13 protein-coding genes are annotated in these 18,003 nt (G+C 61.5%); 11 read left to right on the top strand and 2 right to left on the bottom strand.

Going from position 1 to position 18,003, the window contains the following annotated elements:
* The first annotated feature begins 1 nt into the window (after window position 1).
* The 11 genes from ACN1C3_RS22515 (at window position 2) to greB (ending at window position 14,768) form a co-directional block, all read left to right on the top strand.
* Window positions 2-781, top strand: coding sequence for a substrate-binding periplasmic protein (locus ACN1C3_RS22515; protein WP_419117959.1), 780 nt, complete (start codon window positions 2-4; stop codon window positions 779-781).
* Complete coding sequence (locus tag ACN1C3_RS22520; protein ID WP_419117960.1) at window positions 778-3,036, top strand: ATP-binding protein; 2,259 nt, start codon at window positions 778-780, stop codon at window positions 3,034-3,036. The genes ACN1C3_RS22515 and ACN1C3_RS22520 overlap by 4 nt, the downstream gene beginning before the upstream one ends.
* Window positions 3,037-3,247: 211 nt before the next feature.
* Window positions 3,248-4,660, top strand: a complete 1,413-nt coding sequence (locus ACN1C3_RS22525) for an amino acid permease (RefSeq protein ID WP_419117961.1) — start codon at window positions 3,248-3,250, stop codon at window positions 4,658-4,660.
* A gap of 367 nt (window positions 4,661-5,027) precedes the next feature.
* Window positions 5,028-5,819, top strand: coding sequence for an enoyl-CoA hydratase/isomerase family protein (locus ACN1C3_RS22530; protein ID WP_419117962.1), 792 nt, complete (start codon window positions 5,028-5,030; stop codon window positions 5,817-5,819).
* A 65-nt stretch (window positions 5,820-5,884) separates the two neighbouring features.
* A complete protein-coding gene (locus ACN1C3_RS22535) occupies window positions 5,885-7,045 on the top strand; it encodes an acyl-CoA dehydrogenase family protein (RefSeq protein WP_419117963.1) in 1,161 nt (386 codons plus the stop codon).
* An 18-nt stretch (window positions 7,046-7,063) separates the two neighbouring features.
* Window positions 7,064-9,163, top strand: a complete 2,100-nt coding sequence (locus ACN1C3_RS22540; protein WP_419117964.1) for an acetate--CoA ligase family protein — start codon at window positions 7,064-7,066, stop codon at window positions 9,161-9,163.
* A 10-nt stretch (window positions 9,164-9,173) separates the two neighbouring features.
* Entirely contained in the window at window positions 9,174-10,787 is a 1,614-nt protein-coding gene (locus tag ACN1C3_RS22545; RefSeq protein WP_419117965.1) for a 5-guanidino-2-oxopentanoate decarboxylase, read from the top strand.
* 24 nt (window positions 10,788-10,811) lie between these two features.
* Window positions 10,812-12,002: a pyridoxal phosphate-dependent aminotransferase gene (locus ACN1C3_RS22550; protein WP_419117966.1), complete on the top strand. Its 1,191-nt coding sequence runs from the start codon at window positions 10,812-10,814 to the stop codon at window positions 12,000-12,002.
* Window positions 11,995-13,410 (top strand): aldehyde dehydrogenase family protein, encoded by a 1,416-nt coding sequence (locus tag ACN1C3_RS22555; RefSeq protein ID WP_419117967.1) that lies wholly within the window; start codon window positions 11,995-11,997, stop codon window positions 13,408-13,410. Before ACN1C3_RS22550 ends, ACN1C3_RS22555 begins: the two co-directional genes overlap by 8 nt.
* Before the next feature lie 75 nt (window positions 13,411-13,485).
* Window positions 13,486-14,196: an NAD(P)H-dependent oxidoreductase gene (locus ACN1C3_RS22560; protein WP_419117968.1), complete on the top strand. Its 711-nt coding sequence runs from the start codon at window positions 13,486-13,488 to the stop codon at window positions 14,194-14,196.
* Window positions 14,197-14,294: 98 nt separating this feature from the next.
* Window positions 14,295-14,768 (top strand): transcription elongation factor GreB, encoded by a 474-nt coding sequence (gene greB, locus ACN1C3_RS22565; protein ID WP_419117969.1) that lies wholly within the window; start codon window positions 14,295-14,297, stop codon window positions 14,766-14,768.
* A 43-nt stretch (window positions 14,769-14,811) separates the two neighbouring features.
* Here the strand turns inward: greB and ACN1C3_RS22570 are convergent, their stop codons facing one another.
* Window positions 14,812-17,316 (bottom strand): ABC transporter permease, encoded by a 2,505-nt coding sequence (locus tag ACN1C3_RS22570; RefSeq protein WP_419117970.1) that lies wholly within the window; start codon window positions 17,314-17,316, stop codon window positions 14,812-14,814.
* Window positions 17,316-17,999: an ABC transporter ATP-binding protein gene (locus tag ACN1C3_RS22575; RefSeq protein WP_419117971.1), complete on the bottom strand. Its 684-nt coding sequence runs from the start codon at window positions 17,997-17,999 to the stop codon at window positions 17,316-17,318. The genes ACN1C3_RS22570 and ACN1C3_RS22575 overlap by 1 nt, the downstream gene beginning before the upstream one ends.
* Window positions 18,000-18,003: the final 4 nt, after the last annotated feature.

Consider the following 18,003-nt stretch of genomic DNA (forward strand, 5'->3'; position numbering starts at 1 on the left):
TATGTTGCGGCGGGTCTGGCTGTTATTGGTTTTGGCGCTGGCGGGCGCTACGGCGACGGCGGCCGAGCGAATTCGCTATTGCGATTATCCGGTCTACCCGCCGATTTCCTGGAGCGATGGCAAACAGGTTCGGGGCCTGGCGCCCAGCGTGGTCAAAAACCTCTTTGGACACCTGGGTTACGAGGTCGATATCGTCGTGCTGGGCAACTGGAAACGCTGCTTGCTGGACGCCGCCGAAGGCCGCGTCGACGTGGTCCTGGCCTACAGCACAGCGCAGCGCGAGCAGAGCATGCGTTTCTCGACAGTACCGGTGTTGCGCGAAGAAGTCGCGGTGTTCGTCAATCGTAAACATCCGGTGAAGTTCGAACGGCTTGAAGACCTCGGCAACTACCGTGGCGGCCTGATGTTCGGCGAAAGTTATGGGCTGGACTTCGATCGCTTCGTCGCTCAGCACGGCAATATCGAATGGGTGTCTGACAGTCGACAGAACTTCGGCAAACTGATTCGCGGCAGGATCGACTTCATCACCCAGGAGCGACGCACCGGGCAGCTGTTCGTTGAACACTTGCCGGGTGCTGCAGACATCGAAGCGTTACCCCATTCGTTGAGCGTGGACTATTTGCGGATCGCCGTGTCACGCCGTTCTGCGCTGGCCGAACGCATGCCCGATATCGACGCCGAACTGCAGCGGATGGTCGATGCCGGCGAGATCGAACGCTGGCTCAACGAAAGCGAAGCCATCTACCGAGACATGATCAACCTGCCGGCGGACGCGCAATGACACGCGCTAATCCTAATGGTCTGTTGCGGCGTTTGCTGCTGTTCATCCTGCTGTTCAGTCTGTGCTTCACCGTGTTGGCCAGCAGCGTGCAGCTGTATTTCGAGTACCGCCGTGAAATGCGCGATATCGATTCGCGCATGGAGCTGATTCGCGCCGGCTACCTGGCAAGCCTGGAGCGCAGTCTCTGGGATCTGAACCAGGAGCAGTTGAATGTGCAGCTGCGCGGATTGGTAGACTTTTCCGATGTGGCCCGCGTGCGCTTGAGCAGCCCTGACTTCGATCTGCTGCAAGGCGAAACATCGCCCGTCGGACCGTTGCGCATCGAGCGTTTCGAGCTGACGTATCAACCACCGGACGGTTCGCAACGGCATCTGGGGGAGCTGGAAGTCAGTATCGATCTGGGCGCGGTGTACCACCGTTTGTATGCCACCGGGTTGACCAGCCTGTTGTGGATGAGCGTGTTCCTCTGCGGCCTGGCGGTGGCGCTGTCGGGATTGTTTTACCGCTTGGTGACCCGGCATTTGCAAGTCATGGCCGATTTTGCCCGGCGCATTGCCGCCGGTGACTGGCACGAGCCGTTGCAGCTGGACAAAAGCCGCACCGGCACCGAGGACGAAATCGATACCGTGGCCCACGCGCTGGATGACATGCGCCGGGCGATTCTCAGCGATATCGACCGCCGCGAAGTCGACCGTCTGGCACTGCAAGACAAACGCGACGAGTTGCAGAAAATGGTCGAGCGCCGCACCGCCAGCCTGCTGCGCGCCAAGGATGATGCCGAAGCGGCCAACCTCGCCAAGTCGCGCTTCCTCGCCACTATGAGCCATGAACTGCGCACACCGCTCAACGGCATTTTGGGCATGGCCGAACTGCTGCGCGGCGCCAGCCTCGATGAGCGTGACGGCAAACGTCTGGAGGCGTTGTATAAAGCCGGCGAAGGCTTGCTGACGATTCTCAACGAGGTGCTGTATTTCGCCCGACTGGAAGAAGGTGAAAGCCACCCGGAACTCGTCGACTTTTCCGTCAGGCAACTGATTGACGAGGTGCTGACGCTGCTTGAACCGCGAGGGTTGAGCAATGGTACGCAACTGCATTGCCGGATTGATCCGCAGGTCGCCGATCGCTGCCACGGTGCCGAGCAGTTTTTGCGCCAGGTGTTGAGCAATCTGTTGGCCAACGCCATCAAGTTCACCGAGGCCGGGCAGATCAGCGTTGAAGTCGCGCTGTTGGCTGCCGGTGATCTGCCAGGCCAGCGCCTGCGTTTCAGCGTGACTGACAACGGCATTGGCATTGCGGCAGCGGTGCAGGAAAAGATCTTCGAACGCTTCACCCAAGCCAGCGAAGATGTGGCGCAGCGTTATGGCGGCACCGGGCTCGGATTGGCCATCAGTAAACATCTGGTGGAGTTGCTCGGCGGGCGTATCGGCGTCGACAGCCAGGAAGGGCAGGGCAGTTGTTTCTGGTTCGAACTGACCCTGCAACCGGCCTCAGGTGCTGCGGATGTCACGGCTGTCAGCGTTCCGGGTAAGGCGCTGAACATTCTGGTGGTCGAAGATGTGGCGCTGAACCGCGAGGTGGTCAGCGGCTTGCTGGAGCTCGACGGGCATCAGGTCAGCCTCGCTGAAGACGCCGAACAAGCGCTGGTGCTCTGTCGTACACAATCCTTCGGGTTGATTCTGCTCGATGTGCACCTGCCGGGCATGAGCGGCGTCGAACTGTGCACGTTGATCCGCAGCGCACCGGGGCCCAACCAACACAGCCGCATCTTCGCCCTGACCGCCAGCGTGCAGCCGGCCTTGGTTCGCAGCTATTTGGATGCCGGTATGCAGGGCATTCTCGCCAAACCGCTGAAGCTCGAAAGTCTGCGCCAGGCATTGGCCGGTGAATCGCCCCTGTCTGAACCGGAGCCAGAAAACGAGTTGATGGACTGGCAATTGCTGCACACCCATCGCACCTTGCTTGGCGAGCAGAAACTTCATGGCCTGTTGGGTGTGTTGCGTGACTCGATTAACCAGCACCGCGTGGCGCTTACCGAAGCCATTGACGCGGGGGACTGCACGGAAGTTGCGCATCTGGCTCACCGTTTGGCCGGGAGCAGCGATTCACTGGGGTTCCGCGCCCTGGCCGATGTCTTGCGAGCGCTGGAAGAAGCCGCGCTGATCAACGACACCGTGGCGGTGCAAGGGTTAGTGCCGCAATTCCAAGGGTTGTTGCAGCGCTCCCAAGGGGTGTTGGCGGACGTGTTGAACGACTGACGTACAAAATCGTTACGACTTTTTACATCTTTGATCTTTGCGTACAACGCGAACTTACATGGCTTTCCAATAATCGGGACAACCGCGCCGGACGCGGTCTTCGAAGCTTATTGGAGATAATAATAATGAACTGCCGTAAAGCTGATCTTTCCCCGCGCGATGGCTTCCTGTCATCCGCCGTGCACCTCGCCCAGTTTTAAGAGGTGCTGTCATGAGCGAATCTATCGAACGTAAAGGCATACACCTGACCCGCGCCCTGAAAAGCCGGCACATTTTCATGCTGTCACTGGGCGGGGTCATCGGCACCGGGCTGTTCATGGGCTCGGGTGTCACTATCAACCAGGGCGGGCCGGTGGGCGCGATTCTGGCGTACCTGGTGGCCGGCTTCCTGATGTACCTGGTGATGGTCTGCCTCGGCGAACTGTCGGTGGAGATGCCGGTTTCCGGCTCCTTCCAGACCCACGCTACCAAATACATCGGGCCCGCCACCGGTTTCATGATCGGCTGGGTTTACTGGATGAGCTGGGCGACCACGGTCGGTCTGGAATTCACCGCCGCAGGCATGTTGATGGTGCGCTGGTTCCCGAGCATCCCGATCTGGTACTGGTCGGCGCTGTTTGTGGTGGTGTTGTTTGGGCTGAACGCCTTGGCGACCCGTGCTTTCGGTGAGGCGGAATACTGGTTCTCCGGCATCAAAGTGGCGGCGATCCTCGGTTTTATCATCGTTGGCGTGCTGGTGATTTTCGGCGCGATACCGCTGACCAGTGGCGCGCCGGCGCCGATGATGACCAACCTGATCGGTGACTCACTGTTCCCCAACGGCCTCTCGGCCGTGTTCGCGGTAATGATGACCGTGGTCTATGCCTTCCAGGGTTGCGAAATCATGGGGGTTGCCGCTGGCGAAACCGACCAGCCGGAGAAGAGCATTCCCCGGGCTGTGCGCAACGTCGTGTTCCGCGTGCTGATCTTCTATGTGCTGGCGATTGTGGTGCTGTCGGCCATCGTGCCTTGGCAGCAGGCCGGTCTGATGGAAAGCCCGTTCGTGCAGGTGTTCGACATGGTCGGCATTCCTTACGCTGCGGACCTGATGAACTTCGTGATTCTGACCGCGATTCTGTCGGTGGGTAACTCGGGCCTGTACGCTTCGACGCGGATCCTTTGGGCCATGTCGAAAACCGGCATGGCGCCGAAAAGCCTCTCGCCCTTGAGTTCTCGCGGTGTGCCGTTGCGGGCGCTGACCATCACCCTGTGCTTTGCGCTGGTGTCGCTGATGACCAGCTTCGTTGCCGCCGACACTCTGTTTATGGTGCTCATGGCTGTGAGCGGTATGTCGGGCACCGTGACCTGGATCGTGATCGCCCTGGCGCAATACAAATTCCGTCGCGCCTACCTCAAGGGCGGCGGCAAGCTCAGCGATCTGAAATACCGGGCGCCGTGGTTCCCGTTCCTGCCGTTGCTGTGCATCGCCTTGTGTTGCTCGCTGTTTGTATTCCTGGCCCTCGACGAGACGCAACGTCCGTCGCTGTATTGGGGTTTTGGCTTTATCGCCATCTGCTACGGCGCTTACTTCATGACCAACCGCAAACGCCAGGCTGCTCTGGCGCAGGCCCTGCCGACGGTTTAAACCAACAAACGAAAAACTAAGGTGGGAGCGGGCTTGCTCGCGATGAGGGCGTGGCATTCAACGATGATGTTGACTGTCAGTCCGCTATCGCGAGCAAGCCCGCTCCCACATTAGATCTCGGCGATCCCTTTATCCCTCGATCCTCCATCGCAAGCAGTCTCCGTAGTCAGTTGTTCAAAGATGTAACAACTTTTCCACAGCTCATTCAGAACTCCATATTTTATCTATTTAAATCAATAGCTTATTGATCGTATTGGGCTGTTACAGGCTGCCCGGTCACAGGATTGCCGCCTTACTGAACAGTCGTTTAGTATGGGTGCCATGTCGGTCCCACTTCATGCCAAAACACAACAATTCGAGGACTCGTATGACTACTCAATCTTCTTTGCTCAGTCAGGTCGAAGCAGGCGTTGCCTGGATCACCCTGAACCGTGCACCGCAGCGCAACGCGCTGGACATCCCGACGCTGAAAAGCCTTCACGCCTTGCTCGATCAATTCAACGTCGATCCGGCGGTGCGGGTCATTGTGCTGACCGGCACTGGCCGCAGTTTCTGTGCCGGCGCCGACCTCGCTGAATGGGCTGAAGCCGAATCTCGCGGTGCGCTGGAAAGCTACGGCTGGACCGAAACCGCCCACGCGATGATGAGCCGACTGTACAGCCTCGATAAACCGACCATCGCCGCGATCAATGGCACCGCCGTCGGCGCCGGGATGGATCTGACGCTGTGCTGCGACTTGCGCCTCGCCGCGCAGTCCGCCCGCTTCAAGGCCGGTTACACCAGCATGGCGTACTCGCCCGATGCCGGTGCCAGCTGGCATTTGCCACGGCTGATCGGGACCGAACAGGCCAAACGTCTGTTGTTCCTCGATGAACTCTGGAGTGCTGATCGCGCCCTGGCGGCAGGCCTGGTCAGCGAAGTGTGCGCTGATGAGCAACTGCTGAGCGTGGCGGGCGAACTGGCCGCGCGACTGGCCAGCGGCCCGACCTTCGCCTTCGCCCAGACCAAGAAACTAATGCGCGAAGGCGCCCAGCGCAGCCTGCCTGAACAACTGAGCGCGGAACTCGCCGCCGGTTTGCTCTGTGGTCGCAGTGAAGACGGCGCCGAAGCATTGCGTGCGGCGATGGAAAAACGTCCGCCTGCCTTTATAGGTAAATAGGGTTGGCAAATAGGCGCGGCATCGCCGTCCACGAATAAAACGATTATCGAAGAGCAGGTAGCGCAATGAATTTCCAGCTGACCCAAGAACAAGAAATGTTGGTGGACGCGGTTCGCAGTTTTGTCGCCAAGGAACTGCTGCCCCATGAAGAAGCGGTCGATCGCGCCGATGAAGTCTCTCCGGAACTCGCCGCGCAGATTCGCGGCAAGGCTGTGGCGGCAGGTTTCTATGCCTTCAACATGCCGGAAGAAGTCGGCGGCGGCGGGCTCGACTACCTGTCCCAGGCGCTGATCGAACGCGAACTATCCAAGGTGTCGTGGGCGTTGCATGTGTTTGTCGCGCGTCCGTCGAAAATCCTCATGGCCTGCACCGGCCAGCAGATTCAGGACTACCTGCTGCCGTGCATCCAGGGTGAAAAGATCGACTGCTTCGCACTCACCGAACCGGGCGCCGGCTCCGACGCCAATGCAATCAAAACCCGCGCCGTGCGTGAGGGCGCCGATTTTGTGTTGAACGGCAGCAAACACTTCATCAGCCATGCCGGGCACGCCGATTTCGCCATTGTGTTCGCCGTGACCGATACCTACGAACACAACGGTCGCAAGCGCAACGCCGTGACCTCGTTTCTGGTCGACCGCGACACGCCGGGCATGACCATCCGCCGCGGGCCCAAGTGCGTCAGCAACCGTGGTTATCACACCTACGAAATGTTTTTCGACGACTGCCGCGTACCGGCCTCCAAAGTGTTGGGCGAAGTCGGCAAGGGCTGGGACGTGGCCAACGCCTGGCTGACCGCCGGACGGGTGATGGTCGCCGCCAACTGCGTCGGTCAGGCCCAACGTGCGCTGGACGTTTCGCTGCAATGGGCGGCGGATCGCAAGCAGTTCGGTCAACCCATCGGCACCTTTCAAGGGGTGTCGTTCAAGCTGGCCGACATGGCCACGCAAATCCGTGCTGCCGAACTGATGACCCTGCACACCGCCTGGAAAATGGACCAAGGCACCATGACTGACGGCGAAGCCGGGATGGCCAAATTGTTCGCCAGCGAAGTGCTCGGTCGCGTGGCGGACGAAGCGGTGCAGATTTTCGGCGGCATGGGCCTGATGGACGAAGGTCCGGTGGAGCGCATCTGGCGTAACGCCCGGATCGAGCGGATCTGGGAAGGTACCTCGGAGATCCAGCGCCACATCATTTCCCGCGAGCTGCTGCGGCCGCTGCTGCGCTGATCGGGTCGGAGAACGCATATGTCCCAACACATTCGCGACAACCTCAAACGCCTGCTCGCGCCGCGTCATCTGGCATTTGTCGGCGGCCGGAGCATGGCCCGCGCGCTCAAGCGCTGTGCTGAAGGCGGCTACCAAGGCCAGATGTGGCTGGTTAATCCGCAACACGACAGCCTCGAAGGCGTGCCTTGTGTGCGCAGCGTCGCAGAACTGCCGTGCGGACCGGACGCGGTATTCATCGCCACCAACCGCGAGCTGACCTTGACCTGCGTCGCCGAGCTGGCGGCAAAAGGTGCGGGCGGAGCGATTTGTTACGCCTCCGGTTTTGCCGAGACCGGCGCGCAAGGTCAGGCCTTGCAGGATCAGCTACTTGAGGCGGCTGGCGATATGGCCTTGCTCGGCCCCAACTGCTATGGCTTGCTCGATTACCTGCACAGCTCAGCGCTGTGGCCGGTCGCCCATGGCGGCAAGACAGTCGAGAAGGGCGTTGCGGTACTGACCCAGAGCGGCAACTTTGCCTACAACCTGTCCATGAGTGATCGCTCGTTGCCAGTGGCCTATATGGCTTCAGTCGGCAACCAGGCGCAATTGGGCATTGCCGAATTGATGGATGTGCTGCTCGACGAGCCGCGCGTTACGGCGATCGGCTTGCACCTGGAAGGTCTGAAGAACGTTCCCGGTTTTGCCCGGGCGGCGCACAAGGCGCTGGAGAAGGGCATTCCGATCATCGCACTGAAAACCGGTGTGTCGCAGATCGGCGCTGAATTGGCCCTTAGCCACACCAGTTCGCTGGCCGGTTCCGATGCGCTGTACGACAGCCTGTTCGATCGCCTCGGAGTGATTCGCGTCAGCGGTCCGGTGAGTTTTGTCGAAACCCTGAAAGCTGCTGCGTGCGGCAATCTACCGGCTGGCAAGAGCCTGATCGCGCTGGCCTGTTCCGGTGGCGATGCCGGGCTGATCGCCGACTACGCCGAACGCAACGACTTGAGCCTGCCCACACTCGACGAAAGCCAACGGATCGAACTGGATCAAGTGCTGCCGAGCTACGCCAATCTGGTCAACCCGCTGGATTTCACCACGGCGATCTGGGGTGACCGCGAAGCGCTGGACAGGATGCTCGACAGTGCTCTGCGCACTGAAGCCGATGCCGCCGTGTTGGTGCTCGATTACCCCTCTGAAGCGACCGGTGAGCGCAAGGAATGTGACCTGCTGTTGGAGCTGTACTGCGCGGCGTTGACCCGTCACGGCAAGACCGGTTTCGTCACCTCGGCCTTTCCCGAGCTGCTGCCGGCCAGCGCCCGCGAGCGTCTGCACGTTCGTGGCGTGGCGGCGTTGCAAGGTGTGGAAGACGGTTTGGCCGCATGGGGCCGGATCGCCGGTTATCAACAGCATCGTCAGGCCTTGCTGGCGCTCGGTGAGGCGGCGCTGGTGCCGATTTGTCCACAGGCGTTGGAAGGCGAGGGGCAGTTGCTGGATGAATGGCAGTCCAAACAGGCCTTGCGCGCCTTTGGCCTGCCGACACCGCAAGGCCTGTTGAGTACGCCAGCCGAGGCGCTGACCGCGGCGAATTCCCTGGGTTATCCACTGGTGCTCAAGGCCGTCAGCGCCCAGCTACCGCACAAGACCGAAGCCGGTGCCGTGGCGCTGAATCTGCGTGATGCGCAGGCGTTGAGCGACGCGTTGGAACAGATGCGCGGGCGGATTGCCGACTACGCGTCGGGTGTGCCGTTCGATCAAGTGCTGCTGGAACGCATGGCGACGCCGCCGTTGGCCGAGTTGATCGTGGGTATCAAGCGTGAAACCCATTTCGGGCTGGCGCTGGTCATCGGTGCTGGCGGGATTCTGGTGGAACTGCTCAAGGACAGCCGCAGCCTGCTGTTGCCGACCAATGACGGGGCCATTCGCGCCGCGTTGCTGAACCTGCGCAGCGCTCCCTTGCTGCAAGGTTTTCGTGGTCGCGAAGCGGCGGATCTGGACGCGCTGGTTGCCGCGATCCGGGCCGTGGCGGACTACGCCTGTGAAAACGCCAGTCAGTTGCTCGAACTTGATGTGAACCCATTGTTGGTCGGTGCCGATGGCACGACTGCGGTCGACGCGTTGATTCGCCTCGGCCATGCGTGAGGATATGAGCATGCAAAGCAAAACCTTGACCGGCGGCCAGACCCTGGTGCGCCTGTTGGCCAATTACGGCGTCGACACCGTGTTCGGCATTCCCGGTGTGCACACGCTGGAGCTGTATCGCGGCTTGCCCGGCAGCGGCATTCGCCATGTGCTGACCCGGCACGAGCAAGGGGCCGGTTTCATGGCCGACGGCTATGCGCGGGTCAGCGGCAAACCGGGTGTGTGCTTCATCATTACCGGTCCCGGCGTGACCAATGCGGCGACCGCTATCGGCCAGGCCTACGCCGACTCGATCCCGATGCTGGTGATTTCCAGCGTCAACCATACCGCCAGTCTCGGCAAAGGGTGGGGCTGCCTGCACGAAACCCAGGACCAGCGCGCGATGACTGCGCCGATCACCGCATTCTCGGCGGTGGCCTTGAGTGCCGAGGATTTGCCCGAACTGATCGCCCGCGCTTACGCGGTATTCGACAGCGAGCGTCCACGTCCGGTGCACATTTCGGTGCCGCTGGATGTGCTGGCCGCGCCGGTGACGCGTGACTGGAGCCATGAAGTGGTGCGCCGTCCGGGACGCGGCGTACCGGCTGCCGATGCGTTGGATCAGGCTGCGGCAAAGCTGCAAGCGGCACGCCGGCCGATGATCATCGCCGGTGGCGGTGCGCTGAATGCAGGGCATGTGCTCGAGGCTTTGAGTACGAAGCTGGCTGCACCGTTTTTCAGCAGTGTCGCCGGCAAGGGTTTGCTGCCGCCGGATGCGCCACTGAATGCAGGTTCGACCTTGTGCGTGGAACCCGGCTGGAAGCTGATCGCCGAAGCCGATGTGGTGCTCGCGGTCGGCACGGAGATGGCCGACACCGACTATTGGCGTGAGCGTCTGCCGCTGAATGCCGAGCTGCTGCGGGTGGATATCGACTCGCGCAAGTTCAACGATTTTTACCCGTGCGCCGTTGCCTTGCAGGGCGATGCACAGCAAACCGTGGCTGCTTTGCTGGCGCGTCTGGTCGAACCCGCACGCGATGCGAGTGCTGCCATTCAAGCCGTCGACACGTTGCGTAAAGCGGTCAAGGCCGGGCACGGGGCTTTGCAGTCGATCCATCAGGCGATTCTCGACCGCGTCTCGGCTGAATTGCCGGACAACGCCTTTATCAGCAGCGACATGACCCAACTGGCCTACACCGGCAATTACGCCTTCAGCAGCAATGCGCCGCGCAGTTGGCTGCATCCCACCGGCTACGGCACCTTGGGTTATGGCTTGCCGGCTGGTATTGGGGCCAAGTTCGGTGCGCCGAACCGGCCGGGATTAGTGCTGGTCGGCGACGGCGGTTTTCTCTATACCGCGCAAGAGTTGGCGACGGCGGTGGAAGAACTGGACAGCCCGTTGGTGGTGTTGCTGTGGAACAACGACGCCTTGGGGCAGATTCGCGATGACATGCTCGGGCTGGATATCGAGCCCATTGGCGTATTGCCGCGCAACCCGGATTTCGCCGCATTGGGCCGCGCCTTTGGTTGCACCGTGACGCAACCGCAGAGCCTGGATGAATTGCAAACCGACCTGCGTGCCGGTTTCAGCCGAAACGGCGTGACCCTGATCGAACTCAAGCACGCCTGTGCGCTGGTCGGTTAAACCCTCAATAAGGAACAAGCCCTCATGCGTTTTTCCGATCTGACCCAACGTATCGCCGGTGATGGCGCTGCCGCCTGGGAAATTCATTACCGTGCCCTGGCGCTTCAGGAGCAGGGCAAAGATATTCTGCTGCTCTCGGTAGGCGACCCGGATTTCGATACCCCGGTGCCGATCGTGCAAGCGGCCGTCGATAGCTTGCTGGCGGGCAATACCCATTACGCCGAGGTGCGCGGCAAGCGTGCCCTGCGGGAAAGCATCGCCAAACGTCATCGCCAACGCAGCGGCCAACAGGTCGATGCCGATCAGGTCGTGGTGCTGGCCGGTGCGCAATGCGCGCTGTTCAGCGTTGCGCAGTGCGTGCTCAATCCCGGTGATGAAGTGATCGTCGCCGAGCCGATGTACGTCACCTATGAAGCGGTGTTCGGTGCCTGCGGTGCGGTGGTGATTCCGGTGCCGGTACGTTCCGAGAACGGCTTTCGGGTGTTGCCTGAAGACGTCGCTGCACGCATTACGCCGCGCACTCGGGCGTTGGCGCTCAACAGTCCGCACAACCCGTCTGGCGCCAGCTTGCCGCGCAGCACCTGGCAGGCGCTGGCCGAGCTGTGTATCGCCCATGATCTGTGGCTGATTTCCGATGAGGTTTACAGCGAGCTGTTGTTCGAGGGTGAACACATCAGCCCGGCCAGTTTGCCGGGCATGGCCGAGCGCACCGCAACGCTCAACAGTTTGTCCAAATCCCACGCCATGACCGGCTGGCGCGTCGGCTGGGTGGTCGCGCCGCAGTCGCTCGCCGGGCATCTGGAAAACCTCGCGTTGTGCATGCTCTACGGCTCTCCGGATTTTATTCAGGACGCCGCGGTGGTCGCGCTGGAAACCCAACTGCCGGAACTGGAAGCCATGCGCCTGGCCTATCGCCAGCGCCGGGATCTGGTCTGCGAATGTTTGGCCGATTGCCCCGGTGTGCGCGCGCTGAAACCCGATGGTGGCATGTTCGTGATGGTCGACATTCGCGAAACCGGGCTCAGCGCCCACGCGTTCGCCGACCGTCTGCTGGATCGGCACGGTGTCTCGGTGCTGGCCGGTGAAGCGTTCGGCCCCAGCGCCGCCGGGCATATTCGCCTCGGTCTGGTACTCGGCGCCGCGCCACTGCGTGATGCCTGCCAGCGGATCGCCCGCTGTGCCAATGAATTGATGGAGACTCTGGTTGATGCGTAATCACACCGCACTATTTATCGACGGCGCCTGGCAGGCACCTTCAGGTCAGGGCATGGCCGAGGTGATCAATCCGGCCACTGAACAGGTCGCAGGCTCGGTGCCGTTGGGTGACGAGCGTGATGTCGAACGCGCCGTGGCTGCTGCACGGCGGGCCTTCGGCCCATGGTCGCGAACCTCGTCCAGTGTGCGGGCGGCCTATATCCGTGGCTTGGCCGACCAGTTGCGCGCGCGGGCCGACGAGATGGCAGCGGTGATTACCGCTGAACTCGGCATGCCAGTGCAATGGTGCCGCTCGGTGCAAGTCGACGGACCGATTGCCGGGCTGGAGCAGTACATCGACATCGCCGGGCTGATGGATGAGGTGCGCGAGGTCGGTAACTCGTTGGTGATCCGCGAGGCGGTCGGTGTCTGCGCGTTCATCAATCCGTGGAATTACCCGCTGCATCAACTGATTGGCAAACTCGCGCCGGCGCTAGCCGCCGGTTGCACGGTGGTGGTCAAACCGAGCCAGGAAACCCCGCTGCACGCCTTCTTGCTGGCCGAAATGATCGAAGCCATTGGCCTGCCGGCCGGGGTGTTCAACCTGGTCAGCGGGCCGGGCTCGAAGGTCGGTGAAGCCTTGGCCAAACACCCGGACGTGGACATGGTCTCGTTCACCGGCTCGACCGGCGCTGGCGTTCGCGTGGCGCAGGCGGCAGCGCCTTCGGTCAAGCGGGTCTGTCTGGAACTGGGCGGCAAGTCGCCGTTGCTGATCGCAGAAGATGCCGATCTGGCGGCGGCTGTGCGCTACGGCGTGCAGGACGTGATGATCAACTCCGGACAGACCTGCACCGCGTTGACCCGCATGCTGCTGCCCGCCAGCCGCTATGCCGAGGCGTTGGAAGTGGCACTGGCCGAGACCCAAAGCCTGCGCATGGGCGATCCGCTCGACCCGCAGAGTTTCCTCGGTCCGATGTGCTCGGCGACGCAGCGACGTACCGTGCGTGACTACATTCAAATCGGTCAGCAAGAGGGCGCACGCCTGCTGTGTGGCGGAGAAACGACCGACGAGTTCGAGCGCGGTTTTTACGTCAAGCCAACGCTGTTTGCCGACGTCGATAACCGGATGCGCATTGCCCAGGAAGAAATCTTCGGCCCGGTGCTGTGCCTGATTCCCTATTCGGATGAAGCCCAGGCCATACAAATGGCCAACGACTCGCCGTTCGGTTTGTCCAGCGGCGTATGGGCTGGCAGCACTGAGCGCGCACTCGGGCTGGGTCGGCAAATGCGTGCCGGGCAGTGTTTTATCAATGGCGGGGCGTTCAACTATCAGGCGCCGTTTGGTGGCTACAAACAGTCGGGCAATGGTCGCGAGTGGGGGGAGGAGGGGCTGGCCGAGTTTGTCGAAGTGAAGGCGATGCAAGTGTAACCTCGCCATGACCGTTGCCCGGCCTTCGCCTTCCAGCCTTCGTCTTCCAAGCTTGAAAACGTCCAAGGAATTCCCATGAAAGTATTGATCGTCCACGCCCATCCCGAGCCCAACTCCTTTACCGCCGCCTTACGCGACCAGGCGGTAGAAACCTTGAAAGCCCAAGGGCATCAGGTGCAGGTCAGTGATTTGTATGCAATGAACTGGAACCCGGTGGCCAGTGCCGATGACTTCTCCTCGCGAGAAAATCCGGACTATCTGGTCTATGCGCTGGAGCAGCGTCTGGGGGTTAAAAGCCAGTCGCTGGCGGCGGATATTCAGCAAGAACTGGACAAGCTGCTGTGGGCCGATCTGCTGATTCTGAACTTCCCGATTTTCTGGTTCTCGGCGCCGGCGATGCTTAAAGGCTGGATCGACCGGGTATTGGTTTCCGGTGTCTGCTACGGCGGCAAACGTTTCTACGATCAGGGCGGGCTCAGTGGCAAGAAGGCACTGGTGACGGTGACCCTGGGCGGCCGTGAGCATATGTTTGGCGAAGGCGCGATTCATGGCCCGCTGCAAGACATGCTGCGACCGATCCTGCGCGGCACGCTGGCCTATGTTGGCTTCGATGTGCTGGAGCCGTTCGTGGCTTGGCATGTGCCGTACATCAGCGCCGAGGCGCGCAAGGACTTCCTGCAGGGCTATCAGCAGCGTCTGGAAAACATCGCCGACGACCAACCCATCGAGTTCCCGCGCTTGTCGCAGTTCGATGAGGCGCTTTATCCGCTGGTCGAGAAGGCTTGAACGGGTAATCAGGACGAAGAAATTGCTGCGAACCTTGGGTTTGCAGCGAACTTCTGAGTGGTAAGCTGGCCGCCGCGCCAGGAAAAGCGAGCAGACCATTGAGCACGAAGATCATCACGAAGGAAGGTCATGAAGCCCTGAAAAAGGAGCTGGATTACCTTTGGCGAGAGAAGCGTCCCGACACCACCCGGAAAGTCACCTGGGCGGCTTCTTTGGGCGATCGAAGCGAGAACGCAGACTACCAATACAATAAAAAACTGTTGCGGGAGATAGACCGTCGCGTCCGGTACATCCGCAAGCGTCTGGAAGATATGCGGGTGGTGGAGTACTCACCCGAGCAGGAAGGGCGGGTTTTCTTCGGTGCCTGGGTCGAGATTGAAAATGAAGCCGGTGAAACCAAGCGTTTTCGAATCGTCGGCTACGACGAGATTTACGAACGCATGGATTACATCTCCATCGATTCGCCGATGGCCCGTGCGTTGCTGAAAAAAGAAGTCGGCGACGACGTCGTCGTTCCGACCCCCCATGGCGACATGGAGTGGTGGGTGAACACAATCGAATACGTGAAATAGATTGCCGCACGGGCCAGCGCTCATGAAGCCCGGCCCGAGCCCATCAACCCTCGCGCAGGACTGTCAGAGGGCTGGCGTTCAAGGCCCGTCGCGTGCCGAACACCCCAGCGCCACCCACCAGCAGCGCGCCGATCACCGGCAACAGCAGCAGCCACGGATGCGGATGCCAGGCCAGATCAAAGGCGTAGCGGTAAAGTACCAGGCTCACCAACTCCGAACCCAATGCTGCCAGCAGACCGCTGACCGCACCCAGCAAACCGAACTCAATACGCCGCGCCTTGACCAGCAGTTGCCGCTCCGCCCCTAAGGCACGCAGCAGCGCGCCTTGGCGAATACGTTCATCCAGTGTCGCTTGTAAACCGGAGAACAACACCGCCATCCCCGCTGCGAGAACGAACAACAGCACGTACTCCACTGCCAGCGTGACTTGGGCGAGGATGCTGCGCAGCTGCGCGAGCAACGCTTCGACCTGAAGAATGGTCACCGCCGGGAAGGCCCGCGAGAGGTCGATGATCTGCTGATCGTGACCGGCGGCCAGATAGAAGCTGGTCAGGTAAGTGGCGGGCAGATCCTTCAAGGTCCCCGGCTGGAAGATCATGAAGAAGTTAGGCTGAAAGTTATCCCAGTTGATCGTCCGCAGGCTGGTGACCTGCGCTTCGCGATTGACCCCACCCACGGTGAAGATCAGATGGTCGCCGAGTTTGAGTTTCAGGCTTTCGGCCACTTTGGCCTCGACCGAAACACCCGGAATGTCGCCCGAAGGCTGATCCGACCACCACGAGCCCTGCGTGAGGATGTTGCCCGGTGGCAAGTTGGCAGCCCAGGTCAGGCTCAGATCGCGCTGGATCGCCCGATCACCTTCGGAATCCTTGCTGGCGATTTCCCGCACCGGTTCGCCATTGATGCTGATCAGCCGTCCCGGCACGACGGGATACAGCGGTGCCGATTGCGCGGACAGCTCAATCAACCGGTTGGTGAAGGCTTCTTTATCGGCGGGCAGGATATTCAGTGCGAAATAGTTGGGAGCATCTTTGGGCAGCTGGTTCTGCCAGGTGTCCAGCAACTCGCCGCGCAGCAGTGCGATCAGCGCCATCGACAACAGAATCAAGCCGAAGGCCAGTGATTGACCCGCGGCTGCCAGCGGATGGCGCAGCAACTGACCCAATCCCAGGCGCCACGGCAGGGAAGCACGCGCGAGCAATCGGCGCAGGCTTTGCAACAGCAGCAGCAACAGGCTGCCGAGCACCAGCGCGGCAATCACACCGCCGCCGAGCAGGGCGAAGGTCAGGACCAGGTCCAGGCTCAAGCGCCACATGATCAACCCGAGCGCCGCCAATGCCGCGCCATAGACCACCCAGGTGCTTGAGGGGATTGGCAACATGTCCCGGCGCAACACTCGCAGCGGTGGAACACGCCCCAGGGCGGCCAATGGCGGCAGGGCGAACCCGGCCAAGGCCACCAGCCCGGTGCCGATCCCGGCGATCGCCGGCAGCAGACCGCCCGGCGGTACATCGGTCGGCAGCAGGTCATGCAACAGATAGAACAAACCGAGCTGGGCAAACCAGCCGAGCAGGGCACCGCTGAGACTGGCCAGCAGACCGAGTACGGTCAACTGCACACTGAACAACAGCATGGTTTCCCGGCGTGACAAACCAAGACAGCGCAGCAAGGCGCTGGCGTCGAAACGGCGAGTGGCGAAGCGGGTAGCGCTAAGCGCGACCGCCACCCCGGAAAGCAGCACTGCCACCAGACTGGCCATGTTCAAGTAACGTTCGGCCTTGCCCAATGCACCGCCGATTTGCCGGTTGCCGTCACGCGCGTCCTGCAATCGCTGGTTGGCGGCCAGACCGGGTTTGATCTGCTGTCGATAGGCTTCCAGGGCGGGCGCCGCGCCGCGCCAAAGCTCGCGATAGCTGACGCGGCTACCGGGTTGCACCACGCCAGTGGCCTCAAGGTCGGCCAGGTTGATCATTACCCTGGGTGTCAGGCTGTAGAAATTACCGGCGCGATCCGGCTCGTAGGTCAGCACCCGGGTCAGGCGCAGGGTTTTTATGCCGACGTCGATACTGTCGCCGATCTTCAGATTCAACGCTGGCAACAGCCGGGCCTCGGCCCAGGCTTCGCCGGGTTTCGGGCTGCCTCCGACTTCTTCCGGAGCGTAAGGGGCGACCGCGCTTTTCAGCTCGCCACGCAATGGATAAGCATTGTCGACGGCTTTGATGCTGGACAGCTGAATGCCGCTATCCGTAGCGATAACGCTGGAGAACTCGACCACTTGGGCATGTTCCAGGCCCAGCGCGGTGCCGCTTTGAATCTGTTCTGGTCGCGCTGGTGAGCTGCCTTCGAGTAGCAAGTCGGCGCCGAGAAACTCGGTCGCGCGCAACAGCATGGCGCCGTTCAGGCGCGCGCCGAAATAACCGATGGCGGTACTCGCCGCCACGGCGACCAGCAAGGCGAAGAACAGCACCCGCAGTTCGCCTGCGCGGGCATCGCGCAGCAATTGACGGATGGCGAGGCTGAACAGGCGCAGCAGCGGCAAGCGTGCCATCAAGGCTCCAGTGGGGCGACCAGCAGGCCGGCTTCAAGGCGGATCAGGCGCCGGCAGCGGTGCGCCAGACGTTCGTCGTGGGTCACCAGCACCAGGGTCGTGCCGCTTTCTTTATTGAGTTCGAAGAGCAGGTCGCTGATGCGCTCGCCGGTGTGGCTGTCGAGATTGCCGGTAGGTTCATCGGCGAACAGCACGTCAGGCTCTGCGGCAAATGCGCGGGCAATCGCTACCCGTTGCTGTTCGCCACCGGAGAGCTGGCGTGGCGAGTGACTCAGGCGCTGGCCCAGTCCGACCCGCTCAAGCAGTTCCCTGGCGCGCTCGCGGGCGTCCTTGCGGCCGTCCAGCTCCAACGGCAGCATCACGTTTTCCAGAGCGTTGAGGCTGTCGAGCAGTTGAAAGGACTGGAAGACGAAGCCGACATGTTCGGCCCTGATCCGTGCGCGTTGATCTTCGTCCAGGGTGCTCAAGGCTCGACCGGCAAGCACGACTTCACCGCTGCTGGGTAGATCGAGACCGGCCAGCAGGCCGAGCAGGGTCGATTTACCGGAACCGGAGGCGCCGACGATGGCCAGGCTGTCGCCCTTGTTCAGTTCCAGACTGAGTTCGTGCAGGATGGTCAGTTCACCTTCCGCGCTGAGAACCACTTTGCTAAGGTTGCGCGCTGTGAGAATGCTTGCGCCCATGGAG

The organism is Pseudomonas sp. H11T01, from assembly GCF_048515765.1.
Classification (GTDB): domain Bacteria; phylum Pseudomonadota; class Gammaproteobacteria; order Pseudomonadales; family Pseudomonadaceae; genus Aquipseudomonas.